General features: G+C 40.8%; 21 protein-coding genes and 1 tRNA gene. 12 read left to right on the top strand and 10 right to left on the bottom strand.

Features of this window, described 5'->3' with window-relative positions; all coding sequences use genetic code 11:
• The first annotated feature begins 346 nt into the window (after nucleotides 1-346).
• Both QZ574_RS15500 and QZ574_RS15495 read left to right on the top strand, forming a co-directional pair.
• On the top strand, nucleotides 347-985 hold the full coding sequence (locus tag QZ574_RS15500; protein ID WP_297091146.1) for a class I SAM-dependent methyltransferase: 639 nt from the start codon (nucleotides 347-349) through the stop codon (nucleotides 983-985).
• Nucleotides 986-991: 6 nt separating this feature from the next.
• Nucleotides 992-2,353: an amino acid permease gene (locus tag QZ574_RS15495; RefSeq protein WP_297091144.1), complete on the top strand. Its 1,362-nt coding sequence runs from the start codon at nucleotides 992-994 to the stop codon at nucleotides 2,351-2,353.
• Here the strand turns inward: QZ574_RS15495 and QZ574_RS15490 are convergent.
• Nucleotides 2,337-3,083, bottom strand: coding sequence for a lysophospholipid acyltransferase family protein (locus QZ574_RS15490; RefSeq protein ID WP_297091142.1), 747 nt, complete (start codon nucleotides 3,081-3,083; stop codon nucleotides 2,337-2,339). The genes QZ574_RS15495 and QZ574_RS15490 overlap by 17 nt on opposite strands.
• A 211-nt stretch (nucleotides 3,084-3,294) precedes the next feature.
• Here QZ574_RS15490 and QZ574_RS15485 point away from each other — a divergent pair, with 211 nt between their 5' ends.
• The gene (locus QZ574_RS15485) at nucleotides 3,295-4,611 is read left to right on the top strand and encodes a Gfo/Idh/MocA family oxidoreductase (protein WP_297091140.1); all 1,317 of its coding nucleotides are present in this window, start codon (nucleotides 3,295-3,297) and stop codon (nucleotides 4,609-4,611) included.
• 87 nt (nucleotides 4,612-4,698) lie between these two features.
• Here QZ574_RS15485 and QZ574_RS15480 read toward each other — a convergent pair.
• The 3 genes from QZ574_RS15480 to folB all read right to left on the bottom strand — a co-directional run bounded on the left by QZ574_RS15480 (nucleotide 4,699) and on the right by folB (nucleotide 5,579).
• Nucleotides 4,699-4,769, bottom strand: a tRNA-Cys gene (locus QZ574_RS15480).
• Nucleotides 4,770-4,836: 67 nt separating this feature from the next.
• On the bottom strand, nucleotides 4,837-5,007 hold the full coding sequence (locus QZ574_RS15475; RefSeq protein WP_297091138.1) for a hypothetical protein: 171 nt from the start codon (nucleotides 5,005-5,007) through the stop codon (nucleotides 4,837-4,839).
• A 221-nt stretch (nucleotides 5,008-5,228) separates the two neighbouring features.
• Nucleotides 5,229-5,579 (bottom strand): dihydroneopterin aldolase, encoded by a 351-nt coding sequence (gene folB / locus QZ574_RS15470; RefSeq protein ID WP_297091137.1) that lies wholly within the window; start codon nucleotides 5,577-5,579, stop codon nucleotides 5,229-5,231.
• A gap of 109 nt (nucleotides 5,580-5,688) precedes the next feature.
• On the opposite strand from folB, the gene QZ574_RS15465 reads away from it, so the two are divergent.
• The 6 genes from QZ574_RS15465 to QZ574_RS15440 all read left to right on the top strand — a co-directional run bounded on the left by QZ574_RS15465 (nucleotide 5,689) and on the right by QZ574_RS15440 (nucleotide 14,214).
• Nucleotides 5,689-7,392 carry a glutamine--tRNA ligase/YqeY domain fusion protein gene (locus QZ574_RS15465; RefSeq protein ID WP_297091136.1) on the top strand — a complete coding sequence of 568 codons (1,704 nt, stop codon included), beginning with the start codon at nucleotides 5,689-5,691 and terminating at the stop codon, nucleotides 7,390-7,392.
• Nucleotides 7,393-7,598: 206 nt separating this feature from the next.
• Nucleotides 7,599-7,988, top strand: a complete 390-nt coding sequence (locus QZ574_RS15460; protein ID WP_297091134.1) for a hypothetical protein — start codon at nucleotides 7,599-7,601, stop codon at nucleotides 7,986-7,988.
• An 89-nt stretch (nucleotides 7,989-8,077) separates the two neighbouring features.
• Nucleotides 8,078-8,800: a DUF5668 domain-containing protein gene (locus QZ574_RS15455; protein ID WP_297091132.1), complete on the top strand. Its 723-nt coding sequence runs from the start codon at nucleotides 8,078-8,080 to the stop codon at nucleotides 8,798-8,800.
• A gap of 1 nt (nucleotide 8,801) precedes the next feature.
• Nucleotides 8,802-9,848, top strand: a complete 1,047-nt coding sequence (locus QZ574_RS15450) for a histidine kinase (protein WP_297091130.1) — start codon at nucleotides 8,802-8,804, stop codon at nucleotides 9,846-9,848.
• A gap of 4 nt (nucleotides 9,849-9,852) precedes the next feature.
• Nucleotides 9,853-10,602: a LytTR family transcriptional regulator DNA-binding domain-containing protein gene (locus tag QZ574_RS15445; protein WP_297091128.1), complete on the top strand. Its 750-nt coding sequence runs from the start codon at nucleotides 9,853-9,855 to the stop codon at nucleotides 10,600-10,602.
• A gap of 339 nt (nucleotides 10,603-10,941) precedes the next feature.
• Complete coding sequence (locus tag QZ574_RS15440) at nucleotides 10,942-14,214, top strand: hypothetical protein (protein WP_297091126.1); 3,273 nt, start codon at nucleotides 10,942-10,944, stop codon at nucleotides 14,212-14,214.
• Between the two features lie 195 nt (nucleotides 14,215-14,409).
• Here QZ574_RS15440 and QZ574_RS15435 read toward each other — a convergent pair whose 3' ends face one another.
• From QZ574_RS15435 to QZ574_RS15415, 5 genes are all read right to left on the bottom strand, one after another.
• Nucleotides 14,410-15,060 (bottom strand): response regulator transcription factor, encoded by a 651-nt coding sequence (locus tag QZ574_RS15435; protein ID WP_297091124.1) that lies wholly within the window; start codon nucleotides 15,058-15,060, stop codon nucleotides 14,410-14,412.
• Between the two features lie 12 nt (nucleotides 15,061-15,072).
• Nucleotides 15,073-16,905, bottom strand: a complete 1,833-nt coding sequence (locus tag QZ574_RS15430) for a tetratricopeptide repeat protein (RefSeq protein WP_297091122.1) — start codon at nucleotides 16,903-16,905, stop codon at nucleotides 15,073-15,075.
• A 101-nt stretch (nucleotides 16,906-17,006) separates the two neighbouring features.
• Nucleotides 17,007-17,342, bottom strand: coding sequence for a hypothetical protein (locus tag QZ574_RS15425; RefSeq protein WP_297091120.1), 336 nt, complete (start codon nucleotides 17,340-17,342; stop codon nucleotides 17,007-17,009).
• 1 nt (nucleotide 17,343) lies between these two features.
• Complete coding sequence (locus QZ574_RS15420; RefSeq protein WP_297091119.1) at nucleotides 17,344-17,991, bottom strand: hypothetical protein; 648 nt, start codon at nucleotides 17,989-17,991, stop codon at nucleotides 17,344-17,346.
• 123 nt (nucleotides 17,992-18,114) lie between these two features.
• On the bottom strand, nucleotides 18,115-19,236 hold the full coding sequence (locus QZ574_RS15415) for a hypothetical protein (protein ID WP_297091116.1): 1,122 nt from the start codon (nucleotides 19,234-19,236) through the stop codon (nucleotides 18,115-18,117).
• Between the two features lie 473 nt (nucleotides 19,237-19,709).
• Here QZ574_RS15415 and QZ574_RS15410 point away from each other — a divergent pair, with 473 nt between their 5' ends.
• The 3 genes from QZ574_RS15410 (at nucleotide 19,710) to QZ574_RS15400 (ending at nucleotide 21,432) form a co-directional block, all read left to right on the top strand.
• The gene (locus QZ574_RS15410) at nucleotides 19,710-20,438 is read left to right on the top strand and encodes a hypothetical protein (RefSeq protein ID WP_297091115.1); all 729 of its coding nucleotides are present in this window, start codon (nucleotides 19,710-19,712) and stop codon (nucleotides 20,436-20,438) included.
• A gap of 170 nt (nucleotides 20,439-20,608) precedes the next feature.
• On the top strand, nucleotides 20,609-20,980 hold the full coding sequence (locus tag QZ574_RS15405; protein WP_297091113.1) for a DUF2200 domain-containing protein: 372 nt from the start codon (nucleotides 20,609-20,611) through the stop codon (nucleotides 20,978-20,980).
• Between the two features lie 191 nt (nucleotides 20,981-21,171).
• The gene (locus QZ574_RS15400) at nucleotides 21,172-21,432 is read left to right on the top strand and encodes a hypothetical protein (RefSeq protein WP_297091111.1); all 261 of its coding nucleotides are present in this window, start codon (nucleotides 21,172-21,174) and stop codon (nucleotides 21,430-21,432) included.
• A 110-nt stretch (nucleotides 21,433-21,542) separates the two neighbouring features.
• Here QZ574_RS15400 and QZ574_RS15395 read toward each other — a convergent pair whose 3' ends face one another.
• Nucleotides 21,543-24,155, bottom strand: a complete 2,613-nt coding sequence (locus tag QZ574_RS15395; RefSeq protein ID WP_297091109.1) for a TonB-dependent receptor — start codon at nucleotides 24,153-24,155, stop codon at nucleotides 21,543-21,545.
• Between the last annotated feature and the right edge of the window lie 35 nt (nucleotides 24,156-24,190).

Here is a 24,190-nt window from a genome sequence, read left to right as displayed (position 1 = left end):
AAGGTATGCAATTTTTTCGTAAAACAAATCGGTTCAGTTAATTATATAGTTTCTATAAAAATAGCTGGAAAAAGAAGTATATATCTTTTTCAATTAAAAATAGAACTCACCATTTTATTGAGTTCGAAAAATTAGGAGGAATTCTTCGATTTCTTTTAACTTTATATCCGCTTTTTAGGTTAATACTCTATATTTTTATCGATGATTTTAAGTATTGACGGATAGGCTAAAAATGATTGCAACAATTAAACCAATGGAGAGAAAAATAGGAATTTGCGAGATAAATGTTGAATAGAAATTATGCGAGTTCCATCTTATGCTTGAGAAAACAAACAATTCTAATCACATGAAATGTAAATCATTCTTACTGATTTTATTAGGAGTGCTGCTTGCAGGTGTGGCCAATGCTCAGTACCCGGCTATTGAAAACAACCTCGACAAAAAAGTAATGGCATTTCTTCAGGAAAACGCCAGCGAGTGGAGGGACATGAATGTGCCCTTATCAGATGGCAGAATTCTTTATGATATTATTATTGAAAATTCGTACACATCAGCCCTTGAAATAGGAACCTCAACCGGGCACTCGGCAATTTGGATTGCCTGGGCATTAAGTAAAACCGGGGGCAAGTTAACAACAATTGAAATTGATAAAACGCGTTACCTGCAAGCCAAGGCCAATTTTAAAAAAGCCGGAGTTTCAAAATATATCGACTTAAAACTTGCAGATGCGCACGAGCTGGTTCCAAAACTAAAAGAAGAATTCGACTTTGTATTTTGCGATGCAGATAAGTATTGGTATAAAAATTATTTTGTAGCGATAGATCCGAATTTAAAAGTGGGAGGATGTTATGCTGCTCACAACACTGCAATGCGCATAAATGGAATAGGCGAATTTTTACGCTACATTGAAAGCCTGGAGAACTATAAAACCAGTATTGATAAAACCAGTCGTTCAGGAATATCAAAAAGTTTTAAATTAAAATAGCACGACTTGCAACAGCTGCCCAAAAAACTTGAACGCCGGTTGGGCTTATTTTCCGTTACCAATATTGTGATAGCAAATATTATTGGAGCCGGAATATTTACAACCACCGGATATTTAATGGGTTTTCTACAAAACCCGGGTCTAATGCTTTTGCTTTGGGGGCTTGGGGGAGTGGTTGCTTTTTGTGGGGCGCTATCGTTTGGCGAATTGGGAACGGTTTTTCCTGAAGCCGGTGGTGAATATGTATTTATTTCAAAAATATATTCGCCTATGCTGGGCTTTCTTAGCGGGTGGTTATCGTTGATTGTGGCTTTCTCCGCTCCAATTGCCGCCTCTGCTATCGGCTTTTCAAAATACTTCACATGGGCTTTCCCGCAAATGCAAAACGCACTGGAGTTTACCAACAGCTTAAGCGCAGATTATTTTAGCCGATATCTGGCTATTATTGTAATTGTTGTTTTTAGTTTAATACACGCACGAGGAATGGTATTTGGAGCAAGAATACAAAATGTACTTACCATTTTGAAAGTAGTTTTGGTAGCAGGCCTTATAATTGCCGGTTTATGTTTTGGCAAGGGTAATTTGCAAAACATTACTACAGGGCAACCTTTGCTATTTACTTTTAGTAACTGGAAAGCTGCAGGTTTGTCGTTAATGTTTATCATGTTTGCTTATAGCGGTTGGAACTCGGCAACTTACATTGGCTCCGAGATAAAAAATCCGGGTAAGGTTATTCCGCGGTCTTTACTTATTTCAACAGTAACAGTGGCGGTTATGTACATTCTTTTAAATTTATTTTTTGTTTATGCAGTGCCGGTATCGCAAATGAAAAACGAACCGGAAATTGGAGGTTTGGCCGTTGGATTGGCATTTGGCCCAATGGCTGAAACGGTTATTTCTTTGCTTATTTCTTTTGCGCTTTTTTCTTCGTTAAGTGCTTTTATAATGCTAGGGCCACGTGTTTATTATAAAATGGCCAGCGATGGTTATTTTTTTAAAGCTATTGCAAAAGTGCATCCGAAACGAAAGGTTCCGGTAAATGCCATTTATTTGCAAGCCTGCATTGCCATTGTGCTGGTTTTATCAGGTACGTTTGAACAGATATTAACTTATATGGGATTTTCGCTGGGTATTTTCCCGATTATTGCTGTTGCCGGAAATATTAAGTTAAGACGAGCCCGGAAAGTGAAGCTGCATTTACCCGGATATCCTTTTGTGCAGCTGTTTTTTATTGTTATTAGTACAGGCATGTTGATGCTTGCTTATTTTGAACGGCCAGTAGAATCAAGTATTGCAGTGTTAACGGCTTTTTCGGGTATACCGTTTTTTTATTGGTTCAGAAAAAATAGAATTAAACACCCTGGATAGTTGCAAGCATGTCATCAATTTCTTTTTTTGTTTTTTCCTGAAGCGTTTTGTAATTACTTTCTACAAGCGGCTTTCCATAACGAATGGTTACCCTAGTGACTGGTTTACTGAGCTGGCGAAAAAAATGCCCTACAAATGTGTCTTTATCTACCCAGGCATCGTTAACATCTTCAAAATTAATGGCCATGGGTATTACCGGAATTTGGCTATCGGCAGCAATTTTAAAACTGCCATTCTTAAATTTTTTAGTTAAAGGGCCTTTGTAGGTCGTGCCTTCAGGAAAAAGAATAACCGGCATGCCGTTTTCTACCGACTCTTTTATCCTTTTCATGGTTAACACCAGGCTTTTCGGATCCTTTCGGTTTACCAGAATCGAGTTGGTTACTTTTGCACCTAAAGCTCCAAAAGGCCATTTTGCCAGTTCTGCTTTGCCTACCATGGCTGCCGGAGTTAACCCGGCAACAATAAAAATATCGATATAACTGCGGTGGTTAGGCATCAGGATGAAATTTTGCGTTTGCGGCAGCTCATTTTGGTCGGTTTTAATTCCACAAACAAACAGAATGCTACGGCCCCAGGTACCAATTACCCACTGCTGCAGGCTCCTGCTAAAACCTTTTGTTTTTAACCAAAACCAGCCAACAATGGTGACATAGGCACTTACAAGTACAACAAATAAAAGCCGAATGAGAGCCAGCGGTGCAAGAAAGATTATTCGAAAGATGTTCATTTAGATTAGCCTGGTTATCAAATTTATTTACCAACGAAATAATAAAACTCTGAACGGTTTATACATGCAAATATGGTAAAAGAATTTAAAACGATAGAGAACAGTAAGGTGTTTGCTCCAGGTTTGCAGTATTTTTTTTAATTGTTATTGTTACAATAAGATATGTTTCCTTATTTTTATGGGCGTAAAAATAATACTAAACAATTTGAATATGACTAACAAAAATCTATCACGTAGAAGGTTTATTGGCACTTCGGCTGTAGGATTGGCCGGTATTACAATATTGCCTTCTCTTCACGCATGCAAAACTAAAACAGTAAGCGATGCACAAAGCGTTCGTCTTGGTTTTATTGGAATGGGGCGTCAATCAATGTTTTTATTGAAAGGTTTTCTTCAGGTGCCAGGTGTTAAAGTGGTGGCTGGTTGCGATGTTTATGGGCGCAAACGCACACGTTTTGAATCCATGGTGAAGGAGTTTTATGCCGGAAAGAAAGAAAATATTGAGGTAAAAACGTACGAACGATTTGAAGAGCTGTTGGCACGTCAGGATATTGACGCCGTTGTAATTGCTGTTCCTGATCACTGGCATGCAGTAATTGCGATTGAAGCTTGTAAAGCCGGCAAAGATGTCTATCTTGAAAAACCAATGACCTTTACCATTCGCGAAGGCCAGGAGTTGGTAAAAACTGTTCGTGCTACCAATCGTATTTTGGGCATTGGCAGTCAGCAACGTTCCGATCCGAATTTCCAGCATGCCGTAAATATGGTACAAAGCGGTAAATTGGGTAAAATCGAAAAAGTAAATGCTTATGTTGGAGCACCTCCAACGCCTTACAATTTGCCTGAAGAAGCTGTTCCTGAAGATTTAAACTGGGATTTATGGTTAGGACCACTGCCTGGCGATATTCATTTTAACCACGAATTAAATCCGCCAATTACGCTCGATCCCGTGCAAGATGAGGAAATATGGGGAGCCTGGCGCTGGTACAAAGAAATGGGCGGCGGTTTTACTACCGACTGGGGTGCTCATATGTTCGATATTGCCCAATGGGGTTTAGGCATGGATCGAAATGGTCCGGTTTGGGCTGCACCAATTGGCGATGGCTCAGAGTTTATGCAGTTTAAGTACGAAAATGGGGTGGTGTTAACATCCGAAACGTTTGATGAACAAAAAACCAAAGGTGTAAAATTCCATGGTGATCAGGGATGGATTGAAGTGTCGAGAGGGCATTACAAAGCTTCTGATGATTCGTTATTGCCGCCTGAAACTGACAGCGCTGATGATGATACACCATACGAAACAAAAATACCACACCAGATTAATTTTATTGAGGCCGTACAAAAACGTATTGACCCGATAGTGCCGGTTGAAATTGGCCATAGCTCGTGCACTATGTGTACCATTGGTAATATTGCCTGCGATTTAGGTCGCGAAGTCATTTGGGATCCAAAAGCCGAATCGTTTGGCAACGACGAAGAAGCAGTAAAACGAATGCATTATCAGTACCGCGAACCTTGGAAACTTTGATAAAATAATTATAATCTTAGAAAAGCAGTCGGAAAGGGCTGCTTTTTTTGGCAATAAAAAAAGGCAGGAAAATCCTGCCTTTTTGTGAGGTTCCTGGCGGAGTCGAACCGCCGTACACGGTTTTGCAGACCGCTGCCTAGCCACTCGGCCAAGGAACCTTGTACGTTTTCGGACTGCAAAAATATAAAATTTTGCAGTTTACGCAACAGAAAAAATAAAATCGCGCTATTTTCTACGTTTTTGCCAATTGGCATTGACATGCAAGTGGCTGGCTCCTACCTGCCATCCTGCCTCTGCCGATTTGGGTTTATTACCCTCATGAAGCTCACGTTTTTTTTCTGAAGTGCATGTTTTGCTGCACTTTCCCTCATTAAATGTATTTGTACTGTAAAACATCGGAAATCTTTTGAAATATTTTTTCGAAAATACGAAAAATAAGTTCGAATAATTTGATAAATGTCAGTATTGGCCTGTGGGTTAAATATTTAATAACATGGAAGGCAGGGCAGCAGCAGTTATTTATTTCATTTCAGCAAAAATGTGATCCGATAAAAGTGCAACACTATTTCGTAACAATGTTTCAGTGGAAGAAGTACAGGCTATACTGAAACTGGTTTCTAACGCTCAAGGGTTACGCTTACCCGCTCAATTTCGCCACCCATAGGCGGGTTCATTTTTGAAACTTTTAGTCGCGCATGGTTTATTTCCGGATATCTTTCGTAAAGGGCATCTAAAATTCGTTGGGCAACATTTTCCAGCAACGCCGATTTAATTTGCATAACATCTTTTATGGTTTCGTAAACGGCCTGATAGTTCAATGCATCTTTCAGTTTATCGCTTTGTGCGGCATCATTGCAATTGGCTTCCAGGCGCACATAAACTTCGAAATTGTTGCCAACAACCTGCTCGGCTGCAAAATGCCCGTGGTAGGCATAAAACTTCATCCCTTCAATTTCAATTACTCCCATGTTGATTTAATATTAGTGCAACAAAAGTAATAATTTGAACAGGTGTTAAGTGTTCTCACAAATCATTTTTTAATTTTGTAATCTTGTTTAAAAGGGGTTAATACAAAAAATGGCAGAAAAAAATACCAATACAAATGCTGAAGCGCCTAAAAAGGCGAACTTTATTCATGCACAAATCGATGCTGATTTAGCGGCAGGTAAAAACGAGAAACGAGTGCATACACGTTTCCCTCCTGAGCCCAATGGCTATTTACACATTGGCCATGCCAAGTCAATCTGTTTAAATTTTGGTTTGGCACAAAAGTATGGTGGAAAAACCAACTTGCGATTCGACGACACCAATCCTTCAAAAGAAGAAACAGAGTATGTAGAATCTATTATGGGCGATGTTCGCTGGCTGGGTTTCGACTGGGAAGACCGCTTGTATTATGCATCGGATTTTTTCCCAAAACTGCACGCTTTTGCAACACAGTTGATAAAGGAAGGAAAAGCCTATGTTGATGACCAGGATGCTGAAACAATCAGTCAACAGAAAGGTACGCCACAACAACCTGGGGTAGAAAGTCCATACAGAAGCCGCAGTGTTGAAGAAAACCTCGATTTATTTGAACGGATGACTGCCGGAGAATTTGATGAAGGCGAAAAAGTTCTTCGGGCTAAAATTAATATGAGCTCGCCAAACATGCACATGCGCGATCCGATTATTTACAGGATTATGAAGGCGCATCACCATCGTACTGGTGATAAGTGGAAAGTATATCCGATGTACGATTTTGCTCATGGGCAATGCGATTACTGGGAAGGTATTACCCATTCAATTTGTACCCTGGAGTTTGAGGTGCACCGCCCTTTATACGATTGGTTTGTTGATCAGTTGAAAGATTCAGATTATCGGCCAAGGCAAATAGAGTTTTCGCGCTTAAATCTTACATACACCGTAATGAGCAAGCGAAAACTGCTGGAATTGGTAAAAGATGGACATGTGCAGGGATGGGACGATCCTCGGATGCCAACAATTTCCGGCTTGCGGAGGCGGGGATACACCCCCGAGTCAATTCGTAATTTCTCGGATAAAATTGGCGTAACCAAAGTAGACGGTATGACGGATGTGTCGTTACTGGAATTTAGTGTGCGCGAACATTTAAATAAAATTGCCCAGCGTGTAATGGGGGTGCTCGATCCGCTAAAAGTGGTGATTACCAATTACCCCGAGGGGCAGGAAGAAATTTTGAGTGCAGTAAACAATCCCGAAGACGAATCGATGGGAAGACGAGATGTGCCATTTTCCAGCGAAGTGTACATCGAGCGTAACGATTTTATGGAAGACCCGCCACGTAAATTTTTCCGTTTGGGACCCGGCCGCGAAGTTCGCCTGCGTTATGGTTACCTGATAAAATGTAACGACGTTATTAAGGATGAGAATGGAAATATTACAGCGTTGCACTGTACCTACGATCCGGAATCAAAAGGTGGAAAGTCGTCAGATGGACGAAAAGTTAAAGGTGTAGTACATTGGGTATCGGCTAAACATGCTGTTAAGTCAGAGGTGCGTTTGTACGATCGTTTATTTACCGACGAAGATCCGAGCGGACACAAAGAGGTAGATTTTAAAGAGTTTATGAATCCAGATTCGTTAAAAGTACTGCATAATTGTTATCTCGAACCATTTGTTAAACAGGCCAGTGCACTTGATCATTTTCAGTTCGAGCGGGTTGGTTATTTTAATATGGACCCCGACTCAACACCCGATAAACCGGTGTTTAACCGAACAGTCGCACTTCGCGATTCGTGGGCAAAAGCACAAAAGAAATAAATGTTTAAAAGGTTGTTTTCCAAAAGAAAGCAGCCTTTTTACTTTATGTTTGTAGCCAAATGGACACTAAACTGCAAAGCGGTGTAGTGCTTGTTTTATACACCAATTAATCCATTTACCGATTCATAACCTGTTTTAACCGAATGTTAACTGCGATGCTCAATTGCTAATTTTACTTTTGAATTGTTATTTGCAAAATCAGCATCATGGAAAAAGTACCACAAGAGAAAGTATCCCGGAAACAGAACAGCGGAGAAGTTTTAGCTTTAGTATTAATCGGAATTGGATTGGTTTGGATTTTAAAACAAACCGGATTCTTTTTTAATTTTCCTCTTTTTAACTTGCACGGAATATTTAGTCCAATAACAAATGCTTTTCACGGAATTGGAAATTTGTTCTTTTCCTGGCCGGTTATTCTTATTATTATTGGGGTAGTTTTAATGGCCGGTAAACGCTCGGGAGGCGTGGTACTTATAGTTATTGGTGGAGTATTTTTGTTACCCAAATTATTTATAATTTCAGGGGCAGCAATTGTATTTCTGTTCCCGGTGCTGCTAATCGTATTGGGAATTTTGCTAATTGCACGCTTGTTGTGAGCTGTTTATTAGGAAAATGGAACAGATTACCCGAAAAAGAATAGTGATTAAAAGAATGGCACAAAATTTAGGACAGTAAATTTTACATCATGGAGAATAAACCGGAGAATTCAAACAGAAGAGCTTTTTTAGGCTTGTTTCTAATTGTGGTAGGTGCGTTGTGGATTTTTGAAAGGCTGGATCTTATCCCTTCTTTCTGGAACGACATTCTGATTTCGTGGCAAATGTTGCTCATTGGGATTGGAATTTTCTCAATTATAGGCGGAAATAAAACCACCGGTACCGTGCTAATTGTTATCGGAGGATTTTTCCTGGTTCCTGAAGTGGCGCATATTCCTTACGAATTAAGGCGTATAGGATGGCCGGTATTAATTATTGGAATTGGTGTAGCCATACTGGTAACTCACTCGGGAAGAAGAAACCGTAACCATCCACCTCAGTTCGATCCGGTAAATAATAAGGCATTGGATTATTTTGATGATTTTGTAATTTTTGGAGGTAGAGAAGAATACATAAGTTCACAAAATTTCGTTGGAGGAAAAACCACCTCAATATTCGGTGGAACAGAATACGATCTTCGGCAGGCAAAATTATCAGCCAATGGCGCAGTAATCGACTCGTTGGCCTTGTTTGGTGGCTGTGGGTTTAAAGTTCCACCCGATTGGACGGTAAAGAATGAGGTAACTGCTATTTTTGGAGCCTTTACCGATAAGCGCGGATCATCCCTCAATCAAATTGTTACCGATCCATCAAAAACATTGGTAATTAAAGGTTTTGTAGCTTTTGGTGGTATTGAGATAAAATACCTGTAATATGGATTTTCGACATCCTTTCATCACAAACTATCGCATTGCAATTGCTTATATTGCATTCTGGACATTGCTGGCCGTAATACTCGTTCTGGTGGTTGTAACTGTTGGCGAAAGCGATTTTGTAACCGCTATGTCCGACCGTTTCGTGTACATCATATTTTTTGGAATTTTAGGTGCATCAATATGGTATGTAATTAAATTTAGCACACTCGAAGATAACCGCACCGGACGCGTAATTCTGGCCCATGTTATTGCCGCAACTATCATTGTTTTTATCTGGTTGTACATTGGGGCGGTAATTGCCAAGCTTATCAACCCCAGTCAGTTGGCCAACGAAGAAAGCCTGTTTGTTGGGCTGTATAACGGTTATTTGCTTTACACATTTAATGTCGTGTTTTTTTATGCGGTAAACTATTACCTGGCTTATAAAGAGAAAATAAAAAACGAAACAAAATTAAAAGCGCTGGTAAAAGAGGCCGAGCTTCATGCGCTTAAATCTCAAATCAATCCTCACTTCCTGTTTAACAGTTTAAACAGTATCTCGTCGCTTACAATGACCGATCCCGGCAAAGCCCAGGAAATGGTTATTAATCTATCGCAGTTAATGCGGTATTCGCTAAAACACGACCAAAGCGAGAAGGTGTCGGTAAAACAAGAGATTGAAAACAATAAATTATACCTGAGCATTGAAAAAGTGCGTTTTGGGAAAAAGCTGAACCCGGTTTTTGCCCTCGAAGAAAACTGTCTGCAGGCCACTATCCCAAATATGATTTTGCAGCCTTTGTACGAAAATGCCATAAAATATGGCGTGTACGAGGCAACCGAAACCATTGATGTAATAACCCATTGCCGTTGTGTTGAGCAAAACCTGGTAGTTACTATCAGTAATACTTACGATAAAAATGTGGTAAGCAAAAAAGGCGAGGGCATTGGCTTACGCAATATCCGCGACCGTTTGCAGGTGATTTATGGAAACCCACATTTAATGCGAATTGAAAACAAACAAAACGAATTTACCGTAACTTTAACCATTCCTCAAAATTTGTAACACCATGACTGAAAAATTACGCACAATAATTGTTGAAGACGAAGAACTGGCCCGAAATCTGATGAAATCGTTTTTGGCTGATAACCAAAATATAGAGCTGATTGCTGAATGCGAAAATGGTTTTGAAGGGGTTAAGCAAATCAATGACTTGAAACCCGATCTGGTATTTTTAGACATCCAGATGCCTAAAATTACAGGTTTTGAAATGTTGGAGTTACTCGAGCACAAACCACAAATAATATTTGCCACAGCTTACGATCAATATGCTTTAAAGGCATTCGATTATAATGCTGCCGATTACCTGTTAAAACCCTACTCAAAAGACCGATTGATGGAAGCCATAGATAAAGTTGTGGAGCGCATACAGAAGGAAGGTAAAGAATCGGACGTGGCAGAGAAGGTAAGCGATTTTCCTAAAGAAGAATACCTCGACCGAATAGTGGTGAAAGACCGCCATAAAATACACATTGCCCCGGTTGATGCCGTACGTTACATCGAATCGATGGATGATTATGTAATGATTTACACCACTGAAGGCCGTTGGATGAAACAAAAAACAATGAAGTATTTCGAGAGTGCTTTGAATCCGAAAAACTTTGTGCGTATTCATCGTTCATACATTGTAAAGGTTGATGAAATAGAGGAAATTCAGCAGTACGAAAAAGAAGCCTACATTGTAATTCTGCACGATAAAACAAAATTAAAAGTGAGTAAAACCGGCTATAAAAATCTTAAAGGAATTTTAAATTTTTAAGGCAGGCACCGGTTTTTCTCCGGTTTTCACTTATAAAATATTGATGCTCGCTTTTATCGTTAATTTCCCGGAGGTAATGTGACTTTTATCCTCTTTCCCCAAAGCATTAATTTGTATTTTAATCGGCACATAAATGCTAAACCATTTCAAACAGGTTTTGGCGGGCCTGTATAATTTTAAAAAATACTGTAATATCCTGCCGATAAGCTTTACTGATGAAGTCGAAAAATCAAATTAACAGTTGTAAAATATACCTTACATTGAAGTTACAGTTCATTTAAATTGCTAATAATTAGTTATAAGCTTCAATGGTACCATAAAAAACAAACAATTTTAAATATGAAAAAACTCACATTGCTAATGGCTGCTGTATTTATTATTTCAACAGTAGCCCTCTCAAAAAAGAAAGAAGAAGAAAAAAAAGAAGAACCCAAGCCATTTGTTAATTCGGGCCTGGTAAGTGGCCTTAAGTGGCGGAGTATTGGACCGGCATGGGCAAGTGGCCGTATTGCAGATTTTGCTGTAAACCCAAACAATCACAAAGAATATTATGTGGCTGTGGCCTCGGGAAATGTTTGGAAAACGACCAATAACGGTACTACCTGGAAACCGATTTTTGATAAGTACGGCTCGTATTCAACTGCTGTGGTAGAGCTCGACCCCAATAACGCTAATGTGGTGTGGGTTGGTACCGGAGAAAACAACCACCAGCGTGCACTGGGTTATGGAGATGGTGTTTACAAATCGCTTGATGGGGGCAAATCGTTTAAAAATATGGGCTTGAAAGAAAGCCGCCAGATTGGAGGAATTATTATCGATCCGCGTAACTCCAATACAGTTTTTGTTGCTGCCGAAGGATCGGCGTGGGGGCCGGGCGAAGAACGGGGCCTTTATAAAAGTACCGATGGTGGCGAAACCTGGAATAAAGTATTGGAGATTAGCGAAAATACCGGAGTTAATAATGTGGTGATGGATCCTTGTAACCCGGATATTATGTATGCTACAGCAGAACAACGTAGGAGAACTTCGTTTACAAAAATTGGTGGAGGACCCGAATCGGCTGTTTACAAAAGTACCGACGGTGGCGAGAACTGGCGAAAAATAATGAAAGGCCTGCCTTCTGTTCACATTGGGGGAATGGGCATTGATGTATCGCCGGTTGATCCCAATTACGTTTACCTGATTGTGGAAGCTGCCGAAGGAAAAGGTGGGTTTTTCCGTTCAACAGATAAAGGCGAAAGCTGGGATAAAATGGGCGATTACCATAGTAGCGGTCAGTATTACAACGAAATTGTTTGCGACCCGAAAAACCGCGATAAGATTTATTCAACAGAAACCGTTTCGAAAGTTACTGTTGATGGAGGAAAAACCTGGAAAAGCATCAGTACAAAAGGACGCCATGTTGATGACCATGCGCTTTGGATTGACCCTACCGATACCGACCATTACATTATTGGTGGCGACGGTGGTATTTACGAAACCTGGGATGCCGGAAAAACTTTCGATTTTAAAGAAAACCTGCCTATCACTCAATTTTACCGCGTTTATGTAGACGATGCTGAACCCTTTTACAACGTTTATGGCGGAACCCAAGACAACAACTCGATGGGAGGCCCATCGCGTACCACCAGCCGGAGTGGTGTAATTAACGACGAGTGGTATGCTACCCTTGGTGGCGACGGCTTTTGGGGTGCGGTTGAACCCGGAAATCCCGACATCGTTTACTCTGAATACCAGTACGGGAATGTATATCGTTACGATAAAAAAAGTGGTGAAAGCTTAAATGTTAAACCACGCGAACGCAATGGAGAACTTACCTATAAATGGAACTGGAATGCGCCACTATTTATCAGTCCGCATAATAAAACACGCCTATACATGGCTGCCAATAAAGTTTTTCGTAGCAACGACCGCGGCAATACCTGGGAAGTAATCAGCGATGACCTGACCGCTCAGATCGATCGTGCCTCTATTCCGGTAATGGGAAAATACTGGCCTGCCGAGGCAGTTGTTCGCGATGTTTCAACTTCGCAATGGGGTACCATTGTAGCGCTGGATGAATCAAAAGTACAGGAGGGATTGTTGTATGCCGGAACCGACGACGGTGTTATTTCTGTAACCGAGGATGGCGAAAACTGGACACAGGTAAAAACCTTTCCGGGAGTGCCGGAGTTAACTTATGTAAGCGACTTGTGTGCCGATCGTTTTGATGAAAATGTAGTGTACGCTACTTTCGACAACCTGAAACGCGACGATTTTAAACCTTACGTGTATAAAAGTTCCGACAAAGGAAAAACATGGACCTCCATCTCTGGTAATCTTCCTGAAAACGGATCGGTTCATACTATTGCTCAGGATTTTAAACACCCCGGCTTGTTATTTGTGGGAACCGAGTTTGGTATCTTTTTTACCGTTGATGGCGGCGAAAACTGGGTGCAGTTAAAGTCGGGAATACCAACTATTGCCGTGTTTGATATTGCCATACAGGAACGCGAGTGCGACCTGGTAATTGCAACTTTTGGCCGTGGTTTTTATATTCTTGATGATTATAGTCCGCTTCGCGAAATTTCTGACGAACTTGAAAATACTGAAGCTGAGCTGTTCCCCATAAAAGATGCACTGATGTTTGCGCAAACGCGTGGAAAAAGTAACCAGGGAGATACCTACTTTACTTCGCCAAATCCGGAATACGGAGCGACTTTTACCTACTACCTGAAAGAGGTGCCAAAAACCAAAAAACAATTGCGCAAGGAAGAGGAAAAAGAATTGTTTAAAGAAGGGAAACCCATACCGCAACCCAGCTGGCGCGAACTGCAGTTGGAAGGTCAGCAAGAAAAATCGCACTTAATTTTTACGATTTATGACAACGAAGGAAATGTAATCGATCAGTTCTCGAAAGCTCCGTCAAAAGGGGTGAACCGTGTAAACTGGAACATGACTTATGCCGCAACCGCAAATGCTCGTATCGGCGACAAATATAATCCGATAACCAGCGCCGGTCGAGGGATTATGGTAATGCCCGGAGGGTATAAGGTTGGAATGAAATTGTGGCACGAAGGCGAATTGAGCGAATTGGTAGAGCCCGTGGCATTTACTTGCAAAAAGCTGAATAATACAGTTTTACCGGCTGAAGACTACTGTGAAAATGTAGAATTTGCTGAGCAAGTAAATAAACTGGCACTGGCCGTTGTTGGAACCAATCGCATGATTGGCGAAACAACAGAAAAAGTGGAGAAGATTAAACAAGCTATTTATGCTACGCCCGGAGCAAGCAGCGAGCTTATGGACAAAGCCCGGGCGATTGGGGTTGAATTGGAAACACTAAACTTTAAAATGAATGGCGTACCGGCTAAAGCAAGCTGGGAAGAAGTTCCGCCGGCACAACTGCCATTAAATCGCCGGTTAAGTGTAATTACATACACTCATATGGGATCGACCAGCGCAATTACAACTACCGAAAAAGAAAGTTATGAAATTCTGAAAGAAGAATTCCAGCCGGTGTTGGAAGCGCTAAAACGTATTGTTGAAAAAGATGTACCGGCACTGGAAGCTATGCTGAATAAAATAAATGCACCATGGACTCCGGGCCGCTTACCGGTGTGGAATGAATAAAAAAAATACACTGCAGCTGGATTTCTTTTGAATCCTTGCTCTTGATTAAATGCCATCTGCTTACAAAGCAGGTGGCATTTTTTTACTCCGCCAATACTTAACAGGCTTCTCCTTTCTTTTGGGTGAAAAAGAATGCCTCTGTTGAATACTGCCAATGTTGGGTTAGTTGTGATGAAGTGTTTCTCTGCCTGGGTATCAGATAATCCGTTTTCTTTTGGCCAGTTCAATAGCTTCCACTTTAGAGTGTACTTGTAGCTTTTTGTAAATATTTTCGATGTGCCGGCGAACGGTTGAGGGCGATATTATCAGGTTTTCGGCAATTGATTTATAGGGAAGTCCGACAGCTAATTGTTCTAACACTTCTACTTCGCGGCCTGTTAGCTTCACACTGTCTTCTACCTCATTATTCGCAATGGGCAGTGGGCTGCGCAAAAGGTTCAGGGTTTTTAATGCAATCGACGGTGTCATGGCTGCTCCACCTTCCAATGTTTGAAGTATGGCATTGTACAGTTCGGGCGACGAGGTTTCTTTCAGGAGGTAGCCATCGGCACCCGACTGAATGGCTTTAAAGATATTCTCATCATCATCAAAAACCGTGAGCATAATAATTTTAATCTGTGGGTATTTTTGTTTGATTTGAGCAGTGGCTTCAATGCCGTTTAGGCGGGGCATTTCAATGTCCATTAAAATAAGTTTTACCCGTGCATTCAGGTTTAACTTTTCCAAACATTGTTGCCCATCATTGGCCGTAAATACAATCGAAATATCTGTCAAAAACGATAGTTTGTCTTTTACGCTTTTTATCAGGAAATTATTATCGTCGATAATTGCAATTGGCGTGTTCATGGTATTACTTCTTTAAATCACTACAAAAGAAACACTCGTTTTAGTTCCGGGTTCAGAAACGAGTTTTAGTTCGCTACCCAGTTCCTGTGCTCGTTTGCGCATGTTTAGCAGTCCGTTGCCGGGTTCAATTTCACTTTCAATAAAACCTTTGCCATCGTCTTCCACCAAAAAGCAAAGTCCGTTTTCCTGCGTAACTATTTCAATTTTTATGTTTTTTGCATCGGCATATTTTAGGGCATTGTTGCATGCTTCCTGAATAATACGAAAGATGTTTAATCCTTGTAAGGAACTAAATTGCACTTGTTCAGAAACCATTTCGCTAGTAACCACCGAAATTTCAACACTATGGTTAGATTGCTTGGCTTTTGCAACAAAATTGGCAATTCGCGCTTGCAGATCACTAATGCTAACCCCCGATTTATTCATAGCCCAAATGGTATCGCGCAGTTCCTGAATGGTTTCTTTTGCGAAGCTACCAATATTGTCGAGCCGGTTGTTTAATTGGTCATTTTTATCCGACATGAAATATTTGATGGTATCAATGGCTGAAACAATAAACGATAATTGCGCCCCGATATTATCGTGCAAGTCGCGCGATATGGCCAGGCGTTGTTCCTGCAGCCGGTTTTGGCTTTCAATTTTCGCCATTGCCAGTCGAAGTTCACTATCCTTTCGTTGTTTAATATTTTTCAGAACTTGTTGTTTGTACAGCAGAAAACCAATCAGACCAATAATTATTAGCAAGGACAAAAGACCGATAATTCCCAGGTTTCGGGTTTTTATGCCCAATTCGTGTTCAGCAATTTGTGCCCGCTGTTCCAATATTTGTTTTTCCTTTTGGGCGGTTTCATAGCGTGCTGTTATTTCTTCAACGTCTTTTATTTTTTGTGCATTGTATAGGCTGTCATTCAATGTGTTAAATGCCTTTAGGTTTTCATATGCCTCTCTGTAATTTCCCAACAGCTCGTAATTATCCATTATTTGCCGGTAATTATAAATCTGAATATCAAGGAAATTTATTTGTTGCGCCAAAGCATTGCTTTTCTCATAAAAATCAATCGATTTTTCAGCTTGATTGATTTGTTTGTACAATTCTCCCAAGGCGGTATAATTCAGCATAATGGCAAATTGGTTGCCCACCTTTTCCCTAATGTACAATGCCTGCGTAAGGTAGTCTTCAGCCTTTTTATAGTCTTTAATCTGCAGTTGGTTGTAGCCAAGAAACTCCAGTGCATAACCAATACCCACCGAGTCTTTTCGCACCTGTTGTATTTGTAATGATTTTTGGAAACGTTCGTTAGCCGTTTTAAAATCTCCGGCATCGCCAAACACAACACCACTCTCGTTATTAATTCGGGCTATGCCTTCCAGGTTGTTGTCGGCCTCGTACAGTTTTAGTGCTTTGTCGTAATACTCCAGGGCCCTTTCAGGCTGAGCTAGTTTGCGGTACAATCGTGCCATATCGTCGTAAAGCAAACCAAGCTTTTCGCTGTTTTTTGTCGGTTCAAGTACAGCTAATGCCTTAAAATAGTACACCGAAGCGCTGTCGATATTTCCTTTTTTACCGTAGGCCCCGCCAATGCTTCGCAAAAAATCGCCGGTGTTTATGCTGTCGTTTTGCTGCTCGGCCAGCTTAAGCCCAAACCGTGCCAATTCAAGTGCCTTATCAAATTGGGTAATATAAATATCCTTAATATTCTGTTGCAATACTTCAATCTTTACTTCGTAATCTTCCTGGTTTTGTAGATGTTGAATGATGCTATCTGTCGAAACGCCGGATTGTGCAAAGGCATTGCACACAAAAAGTACAAAATAGGTTACCAACAACTTTTTTTTATCTTTCATTTTAATTGGGCTGGTCGCTTCCTGGTTTTATTAAATCAAATTTTTACAGAAACTTTAACTCTTTGCTTATGGCTATTTAACGATTAGTATAATAACTATGTTCAGCTTTGCAACAGTTTTAATGTAGTTTGCATTAACCTTTTGAAGTTTTTTGTGAGTGACTCTGTTTTTGGGGTGCTTGCATCTGTTTTGCTAAGGGTGTTAGGGAATTTTTGCTCCAGCTCGTGCAAACGATAATCAATTAACGAATGAAGCTGGCTTTTTAGTTCCATTTGTTCTTTTGTTTTCTCCAGCCCGGCGTGCTTGTTTATTCGGTTTTGAAACTCCTGTTTCGGGATTTTAAGGCTTTGGCGCAGCTGTAAAAATCTTTTTATCAAGCTAAATAACAGGCCGATAGAAATCAGAATTAAGACCAGCAAAATTACCAGTGCAGCCATTTTAACTGTTTTTGATGGGTTGGTAAAGATAAGCAAGCAATAGTTTTATAAGCAGAAAAGGAAGAACTATGATGACAGAGCCCCAAAGGTTGGTGGGTGTAAAGGTGTCGGGAAAATTACGAACCACAAAAAACATCAACACTGCCCCCAAAATAATGGAAATGTGGAGTACAATCATATTTGGAGTAAAACTCCCAAAACTAACTTTTAAAGGCATTTGGGTGTGGTGCAAGAAAATGCGTTCTGCTGCCACAAAAATAAGGTTGATATTGAAAAACAGGTTCTGAAAAAACAGGATGTTCATATTAATCATTAGCAACACAGTATTGTTCCAATTGGCCATAAATCCAAAAAACACAACGATAAAAACGAAATACACTCCCATTTGGATGAACGACTGGAATACGCCGGTATTGTTTGGGTTTGAAAGAATAACCCCGGGATTTTTTTTGTAAAACAATTTATCGATTAGTAGGCACAGAAGTTCGTTCCACCAAAAAAAGTAAATAAGGTAAAACACGGTGGTTTGACCATTGAGCACCGAAAGTATCGTCGGTAATGTGAAAATGAGAAAATCCCATTTGTGATAATTTACCAACACCTTGTTTCGAAATGCATTTGCTTTTGGTAAAGTTCTGTGCTTGTGCATTTATCCTACCAGTTTTAGCTAAAGAAGTGACACTAAAAAATCAGCCACAAATGCACAGCAATGCTTTACTGCACATTTGGGCTAAGTTGTTTTTGAGGATAGGCATTAGTAATTTTGGGGTCTTTACTTCTTAAAAAATTTGTCGTTAAACTCGCCAACGTGGTGTTTCAAAAAGGTTTGGAGAGCTTGTTCAACGCCGGTTTCGTACTTGCCTGCATCGGCTCTGATAATTGCGGTATTTTCTACAGCAATGTTTTCGGTGCGGTACATTTTTCCAAAAGCAGTTTCCACGCCCAGGTAGCTGTTTTGGGTTTTGGCATAGGATTGAACTTTCTCCTGGCTAACTACGCCGTTTATGGCTAAGTCTTTCTTTAGCACACCAGTGTAGGTTCCCAGTGCCGAGCCTCCAATTTTATTTCTTCCGGCAACAAAATCGATTACTGTGCGCGCAGTTGTTGTGTATTCTTTATTCTTCGACGCCGTGATGCCAATTTTGTCGGTAAAATTGTTTTTGCCTTTTGTCATTCTACTTGTTAAAGCATCGTAAGCACTCAAACGAAGATTGGTGTTGGCTGTAAGTTTTGCTCCGTTGCCCTGGTAAGGCTTATTAATATCGAGAAACAGTACGTACATATCAGCATTAATAATGGTTGCGTCGTTCAGGTCGCGCGAAAGTTTTGGGTAGCTCATCACCTCATCCAGTCTGTCGGCCAGGCCAATAACACTAAACATTCCTTCGCGTTTTATTTTCCCCGAGTTATCAAAACCTTTTACAAAGAAGGTGGTGTTTGAAGGGTATGCCGTAATTACTCCCGGCGCTTCCGATAGGCTCATTTCCATATTGTCGATTCGCTCGTAACCTTCATAATAAGGTGCATTGGCCGCGGCATCGGGGTTTAGCACATTAAAACCTTTGGCTTGCAGTTCGGCCACAAAATCTTTGTAAGCTTCGTCGGTAATTTGTTGCAGGGTTGCAGCCGGAATATCAAGGCCAACAGCCAACGAGGCTTTGGTGTCGCCCGACAACATTTTATTTGCAAAACCACCTTTGGTAGATGTAGAGCGGAGATTGTACAGCTCGAAATTTACTGCGAAGTTGGCAATGTAAACATCTTTAGAAGGAAATTCGCGTGGCCCGTAAGCCCCCCGGTCTTCTTTTGGAGAAAAATCGCCTAAGGACTGGGCCTTAATAACCATTGTAAAACCTAGTAACAATGCGAAAGAAAGAGTAATTCGTGTTTTCATATCTTTTTGTATTATTTTTGTTTTTGCAATTTTACCAATAAGCGGTGCCCTAAAAAATAGGGCAGATGCCCCATTTTGCCATACCTACCCAATTTATAGCTGCTATTTTACGCAAATGAGGTGTGCCGGAAGCTTGATAAGTAGCTTGTTTGAATGCTGGCCTGTCGTTATTTTTCTGATGAGTTGTTCTGGCCTCAGATTGTTTAATTTTTTGGCTTTTCAGAAAAGCACCCTAACAAGTATTTTACTAATTTTAATGAGCTGAAAAAATAAACAGATAAAGGTAATTTATTGTTAGAATCATAGATTTAAATGCAAATAGCTGTTTTCTGTACGATTTCAAAACAGAACGAACTGAAGACGTTTTGCTGATTTTGAATAATATTATGAAAGCCCAAGGGGCATTGAAGCCGTGACAAAAGCGGAAATCGAATCAGGCAGAAAACCAACTAGTTAATTAAAAAAATATTAAAATGAGGTGGCAGATTTTTAGTGTTTTGATCTTTCTTTTTTTTGCAGGTTTCGCTCAAGATGCAGACTTTGAGCTTAAAGTACCTGAAACTATTGTGAACGGAGCCAGTGATTTGGAAGAGGAGAACCTGAAGAATGAGTTCAAAAATTATGACTTCTCAACATTAATGGTTCCCCGACAGGATTTCTTAGGCTTTATTGGGGATGATTATCTTCGGATACAGATTTTCTTTACTTCTGTTGTAAAAGATTCCAGTGATGCTGATTTGTATCGGATTACTGGAGCTTCGCTGGTTAAAAACAACAAATGCGAATTCAGCGGAACAATCAGAGTACAGCAGGTGTTAGCTTATAAGAATATGCATTTTGGATTGGATAATAAATATGAAAATCGAGGTTTAAAAAAGCAAGGAATTTTAATAGGAGCCTACGAGTTGAAGGAAAATCCCTCCCAATACCACAGCGGGGTGTTCAATGGAAAAATGTATTTAAACTGGTATGTCGACCAGCATGACATTTTGCATTATGACAATATTGAACGTCACTCAGATAATTATAAAAATAATCAGTATGTTGGAACCTGGTCAGGGTATAATTCCGAAAGCCGGAGGGTATGTAACTGGGGCGAAAGCCGAATTCCATTTTCAGGAGATTTGGATATCGGTGCAGGTGAATTTTCTCCAAATTCGAACTATTATAATCAGGGTTGGGAGGAATTGAAAATTGAATAGAAGTGGCCGTGTTTCCAGTTAGTTGTCAGTTAGTGTGGCTGATTATTAGACAGGAGAAAAACTTGTAGCAGTTTTCTTGCCGCAAAGTAATTGAGACTTGAACCCAATAAAACTCCCCTTTTAAATACCGGATAAAAAGGAATAATAATAAAGAACTATAAAATTGAAAAATGAAAGTAACGGAAGAACATAACCAGCGAATGGCAAAAATGACTTTTGCTTCGGTGTATCCGCATTACCTTACAAAAGTAGAGAAGAAAGGGCGGACTAAAGCCGAGCTCCTTCAGGTAATTGAATGGTTAACCGGTTACAACGAAGCCGATTTGCAAAAACTTATTGAGGCCGGGGTAAGCTTTGAAACCTTTTTTCAACAGGCACGATTGAATGCCAATGCGCACCTGATTAAAGGTGTAATTTGTGGCTACCGGATTGAGGAAATTGATAATGCCTTAACCCAACAGGTTCGGTTTTTAGATAAGCTGGTTGATGAGTTGGCAAAAGGCAGGAAAATGGAGAAAATATTGCGCGAAGAGAAAAAGTGATGCTTTGGACAAGTTTATCCGTGTGACCTTTTTGTTCTGTTTGTTAGTGGTTTAATTCGGGATTTAATGTAAAGAAGGGCATGGTTCAACGAACAACAGTATACCAATATTGAGCTGTTTTGGCCAGAGATTTTCAACCATAGAAGCACAAAGAATAGGGGGCAATTATTTTGATAAAACAAAGGAAAAGTATGGAAGCAAAAAAAATAGCAGACTTAAGTGACAAGGAACTTTTAAGAAAGAAGAAAAAAATAAAGAATGATAAACTAATTGGTGCTACAATTGTGGGTTTTGTCATTGGAATTGCTATTTATAGTGGTGTAAAAAATGGCTTAGACTTTTTTACTTTTTTCCCTTTATTTTTAGTCTACATATTTATAAAAAGTTCATCTAATAATAAATTGCTTGAGAAGGAAATTGAAATAGAAATAGAAGCCAGAAATCTGAAATAAGAACACATAGATTATGCTTTGCTGGGTCTGTATGGCGTTGTTGCCATACAGGACTTTTACATTAGTTGTACTCTATTTTGATTCGAAATTTTCCTTCCAAAATTTACTTGCTACCTTCTTCTTCTGCGTTGCTCTTTTTTGGTAAAATTCCAGGTTAGCTTAGTACCAACCATTCGCGGAGGGCCGGGTACAAAGGTGGGTACACCAAACAGGCTACCGGTATTTCCGGCACTGGTAATGTATTGTTCGTCGAGCACATTATTCGCCCAAACGGTTAGGCGAATATTCGGATCGGCCAGTTCCAGTCCGCCGTTAATATTCAGCAAGCCATATGCCTCCTGCTCCAGTCCCGGTGTATTGGCATCTTCAAAAAACATATGCGATTTATACGAATACGACGGTGTTACAAAAAGTTTAATATTAGGTGTAATGTTTACACGTGCGTTTAGTCCAAGGGCAAAACTGTGCTCGGGTGCAAGGCTAAAAACATTGCCGGCATACAACTGCTCCGAGCCATCCACATCGGTGGAGTCAAACTCGGTTTTTAACCAGGCATAATTGGCAAACAAACTTAGTTGCTCTATTATGGCAACGCGCACATTGGCTTCGGCACCGTATGATTTAGCCTGGCCGCCGTCTTTAAAAAGCAGGTTGTATTCGCCTGTTTCACTATCTGCCACCCACGCACGCGTTTGAAAGTCTTTGTACAACGAGTAGAACCCGTTGATGTCGATAAAAACACGGTCGTAAAAGGAGCCTTTAAAACCCAATTCAAAATTGTCGAGAATTTCCGGTTCCAGTACTTCTTCTTCTCCTGTTGAGGTAAACTGTAACACGGCAGGGCGACGTCCGCGTGAGTAGTTGGCATAAACATTTCCGTACTCGTTAAAACGGTATTTTAATCCACCGTGCCAGGTAAACGAAAGGGTATTTTTCTTGATCTCTTTTGAGTCGTACGGCAAAAAGAAGACATTGGGATAGTTGCCGGTAAATGTGCCCAAAACGGAAGGCGAGCCACCAGTAAAAGAAGACGTGCTACTCAGTTTGTAGCGGTCATAAACCATTCGTACTCCTGCTGAAACAAAAAATTTGCGCGAAAGCTGGTAGTTCAAATCCATAAATCCTTCCACGGCCATATTGGTGGCTTTGCTGTACATTTCTTCTTCGTGATTGGTTGGAAGAACAATATAAAAGGTCGTATCCAGTTCCGGGTCGTAGTTCGGGATTGCCGAAACAGAAGTTGGCTGACCGTTAGCATCTACAAGTGGCAGAGGTGGGCTCGCCAGCATAAGGTTTGCAAGGTGCTGCTCGTTTGGCGAGAACCAGTATGTCTGATCGGCTTTTTCGCGCCAGAAACTACCACCCAGCGAGCCATTCAAACGACTGTTTTGTGAGAAATTTCCCCGAATTTCCTGATAAAATTGCGATGCTCCGGCATACTCTGCCATATCTATAGCTGCCGATGCCGTACCATCGCCATCCCACCGCGATGAGGCATCTGTTTTCCGGTACGAAGTCACACTGGTCCAGTAAGTATGCTCGGTTATGTAAAAACGGTAGTTTAGTGTGGCATCAAAAAGCTCTTTGCCTGTTCCCAGGTTTTTGCCCTGCTCGTGCGAGGCTACTCCGCTAAATATCCCCATGTCTCCGTTGGTATTTGGCAGGCTGTCGGGCATAAATGCAATTCCCGGCGTGTCGTCTTTCTGATAGTTGAGTACCACATCGAAACGGTGGTTCCATGCCGGCCGGAAGCGCACGGTAAAACGCCCGGCAAGTGTTTCTTTACCCATCAGGTCGCCGCCAAAAGTATTTTCAATGTAACCATTGCGCAAGTTGTAAATCCCGGCAGCACGCAGCATTAATTTGTTGTCGATTATCGGAACGTTAAGCATTCCCCGGTATTCCTGCTGGCCATAATCGCCCAATCCGGCAGTTACGCTTCCATAAAATTTATTCTCGGGCATTTTGCTTACATAATGCACTGCACCGGCTTGTGCCCCTCGTCCGAAGAGAGTGTTTTGCGGCCCTTTCAGTACTTCCACCCGGTCCATGTCATAAAGTTCGAGTGAAGCAGAATTGGCACGGTTTATTGGCACATTATTAAAAAATACTGAAACGCGTGGTTGCGCGCTTGGACTTACCTCGTCGCTGCTTAATCCGCGAATGGCAAAAGTAGGCCGGTTAGCGCCTTGCTCGCGCACATACAGTCCCGGAACAAATTCGCCCAGGGTGCTGAGTTCTGTAATATTAGCTTGGTTCATCAACTGATTGCTTACCGATGAAATAGCCGTTGGTACATCAAGCAACTGTTGTTCGCGTTTTTGGGCACTCACCAAAATAGGTTCCAGGTGAATGTCGTCGGTAGGCATCATCACATTTTTTTCGTTGCGACCTTCCTGCAGTATAATATCTACCGTTCGGGTTTTATAGCCAACAAACGAAACACGAATACGCGCCCTTCCAGGCATAAGGTTGGTAATAAAATATTCGCCGTCTTCGTTGGTGTTTACTCCTTTATGCGTTCCATCAACTGTTACAGTAGCGCCAGGCAATAGTTGGTAATTGCTATCGTACACCGAGCCGCGAACATAAACGGTTGGTAACTCGCGCGAAACTGTTTCAACATTGCGGTATTTACGTTTTACTTTATCGCGACGTTTGCTTTGAGCAACCGAGCTTGAAACGATAAATAAAAGGAGAAATATACTTAAGAAAGTCTTCATGTTTTTTTATTTTCTGAGTTCGCTAGATTAAATAA

The sequence above is a fragment of the uncultured Draconibacterium sp. genome, assembly GCF_913063105.1.
Classification (GTDB): Bacteria; Bacteroidota; Bacteroidia; order Bacteroidales; family Prolixibacteraceae; genus Draconibacterium.
Note: the sequence above shows the minus strand (reverse complement) of the source record. Positions and strands in the feature narration are given on the sequence as shown.

Excerpts from the sequence above, each read along its gene's own strand:
- QZ574_RS15500 (WP_297091146.1), top strand. The coding sequence starts at position 347 with ATGAAATGTAAATCATTCTTACTGATTTTATTAGGAGTGCTGCTTGCA.
- QZ574_RS15490 (WP_297091142.1), bottom strand. The coding sequence starts at position 3,083 with ATGAACATCTTTCGAATAATCTTTCTTGCACCGCTGGCTCTCATTCGG.
- QZ574_RS15485 (WP_297091140.1), top strand. The coding sequence starts at position 3,295 with ATGACTAACAAAAATCTATCACGTAGAAGGTTTATTGGCACTTCGGCT.
- QZ574_RS15475 (WP_297091138.1), bottom strand. The coding sequence starts at position 5,007 with ATGTTTTACAGTACAAATACATTTAATGAGGGAAAGTGCAGCAAAACA.
- folB (WP_297091137.1), bottom strand. The coding sequence starts at position 5,579 with ATGGGAGTAATTGAAATTGAAGGGATGAAGTTTTATGCCTACCACGGG.
- QZ574_RS15465 (WP_297091136.1), top strand. The coding sequence starts at position 5,689 with ATGGCAGAAAAAAATACCAATACAAATGCTGAAGCGCCTAAAAAGGCG.
- QZ574_RS15460 (WP_297091134.1), top strand. The coding sequence starts at position 7,599 with ATGGAAAAAGTACCACAAGAGAAAGTATCCCGGAAACAGAACAGCGGA.
- QZ574_RS15455 (WP_297091132.1), top strand. The coding sequence starts at position 8,078 with ATGGAGAATAAACCGGAGAATTCAAACAGAAGAGCTTTTTTAGGCTTG.
- QZ574_RS15450 (WP_297091130.1), top strand. The coding sequence starts at position 8,802 with ATGGATTTTCGACATCCTTTCATCACAAACTATCGCATTGCAATTGCT.
- QZ574_RS15445 (WP_297091128.1), top strand. The coding sequence starts at position 9,853 with ATGACTGAAAAATTACGCACAATAATTGTTGAAGACGAAGAACTGGCC.
- QZ574_RS15440 (WP_297091126.1), top strand. The coding sequence starts at position 10,942 with ATGAAAAAACTCACATTGCTAATGGCTGCTGTATTTATTATTTCAACA.
- QZ574_RS15435 (WP_297091124.1), bottom strand. The coding sequence starts at position 15,060 with ATGAACACGCCAATTGCAATTATCGACGATAATAATTTCCTGATAAAA.
- QZ574_RS15430 (WP_297091122.1), bottom strand. The coding sequence starts at position 16,905 with ATGAAAGATAAAAAAAAGTTGTTGGTAACCTATTTTGTACTTTTTGTG.
- QZ574_RS15425 (WP_297091120.1), bottom strand. The coding sequence starts at position 17,342 with ATGGCTGCACTGGTAATTTTGCTGGTCTTAATTCTGATTTCTATCGGC.
- QZ574_RS15420 (WP_297091119.1), bottom strand. The coding sequence starts at position 17,991 with ATGCACAAGCACAGAACTTTACCAAAAGCAAATGCATTTCGAAACAAG.
- QZ574_RS15415 (WP_297091116.1), bottom strand. The coding sequence starts at position 19,236 with ATGAAAACACGAATTACTCTTTCTTTCGCATTGTTACTAGGTTTTACA.
- QZ574_RS15410 (WP_297091115.1), top strand. The coding sequence starts at position 19,710 with ATGAGGTGGCAGATTTTTAGTGTTTTGATCTTTCTTTTTTTTGCAGGT.
- QZ574_RS15405 (WP_297091113.1), top strand. The coding sequence starts at position 20,609 with ATGAAAGTAACGGAAGAACATAACCAGCGAATGGCAAAAATGACTTTT.
- QZ574_RS15400 (WP_297091111.1), top strand. The coding sequence starts at position 21,172 with ATGGAAGCAAAAAAAATAGCAGACTTAAGTGACAAGGAACTTTTAAGA.
- QZ574_RS15395 (WP_297091109.1), bottom strand. The coding sequence starts at position 24,155 with ATGAAGACTTTCTTAAGTATATTTCTCCTTTTATTTATCGTTTCAAGC.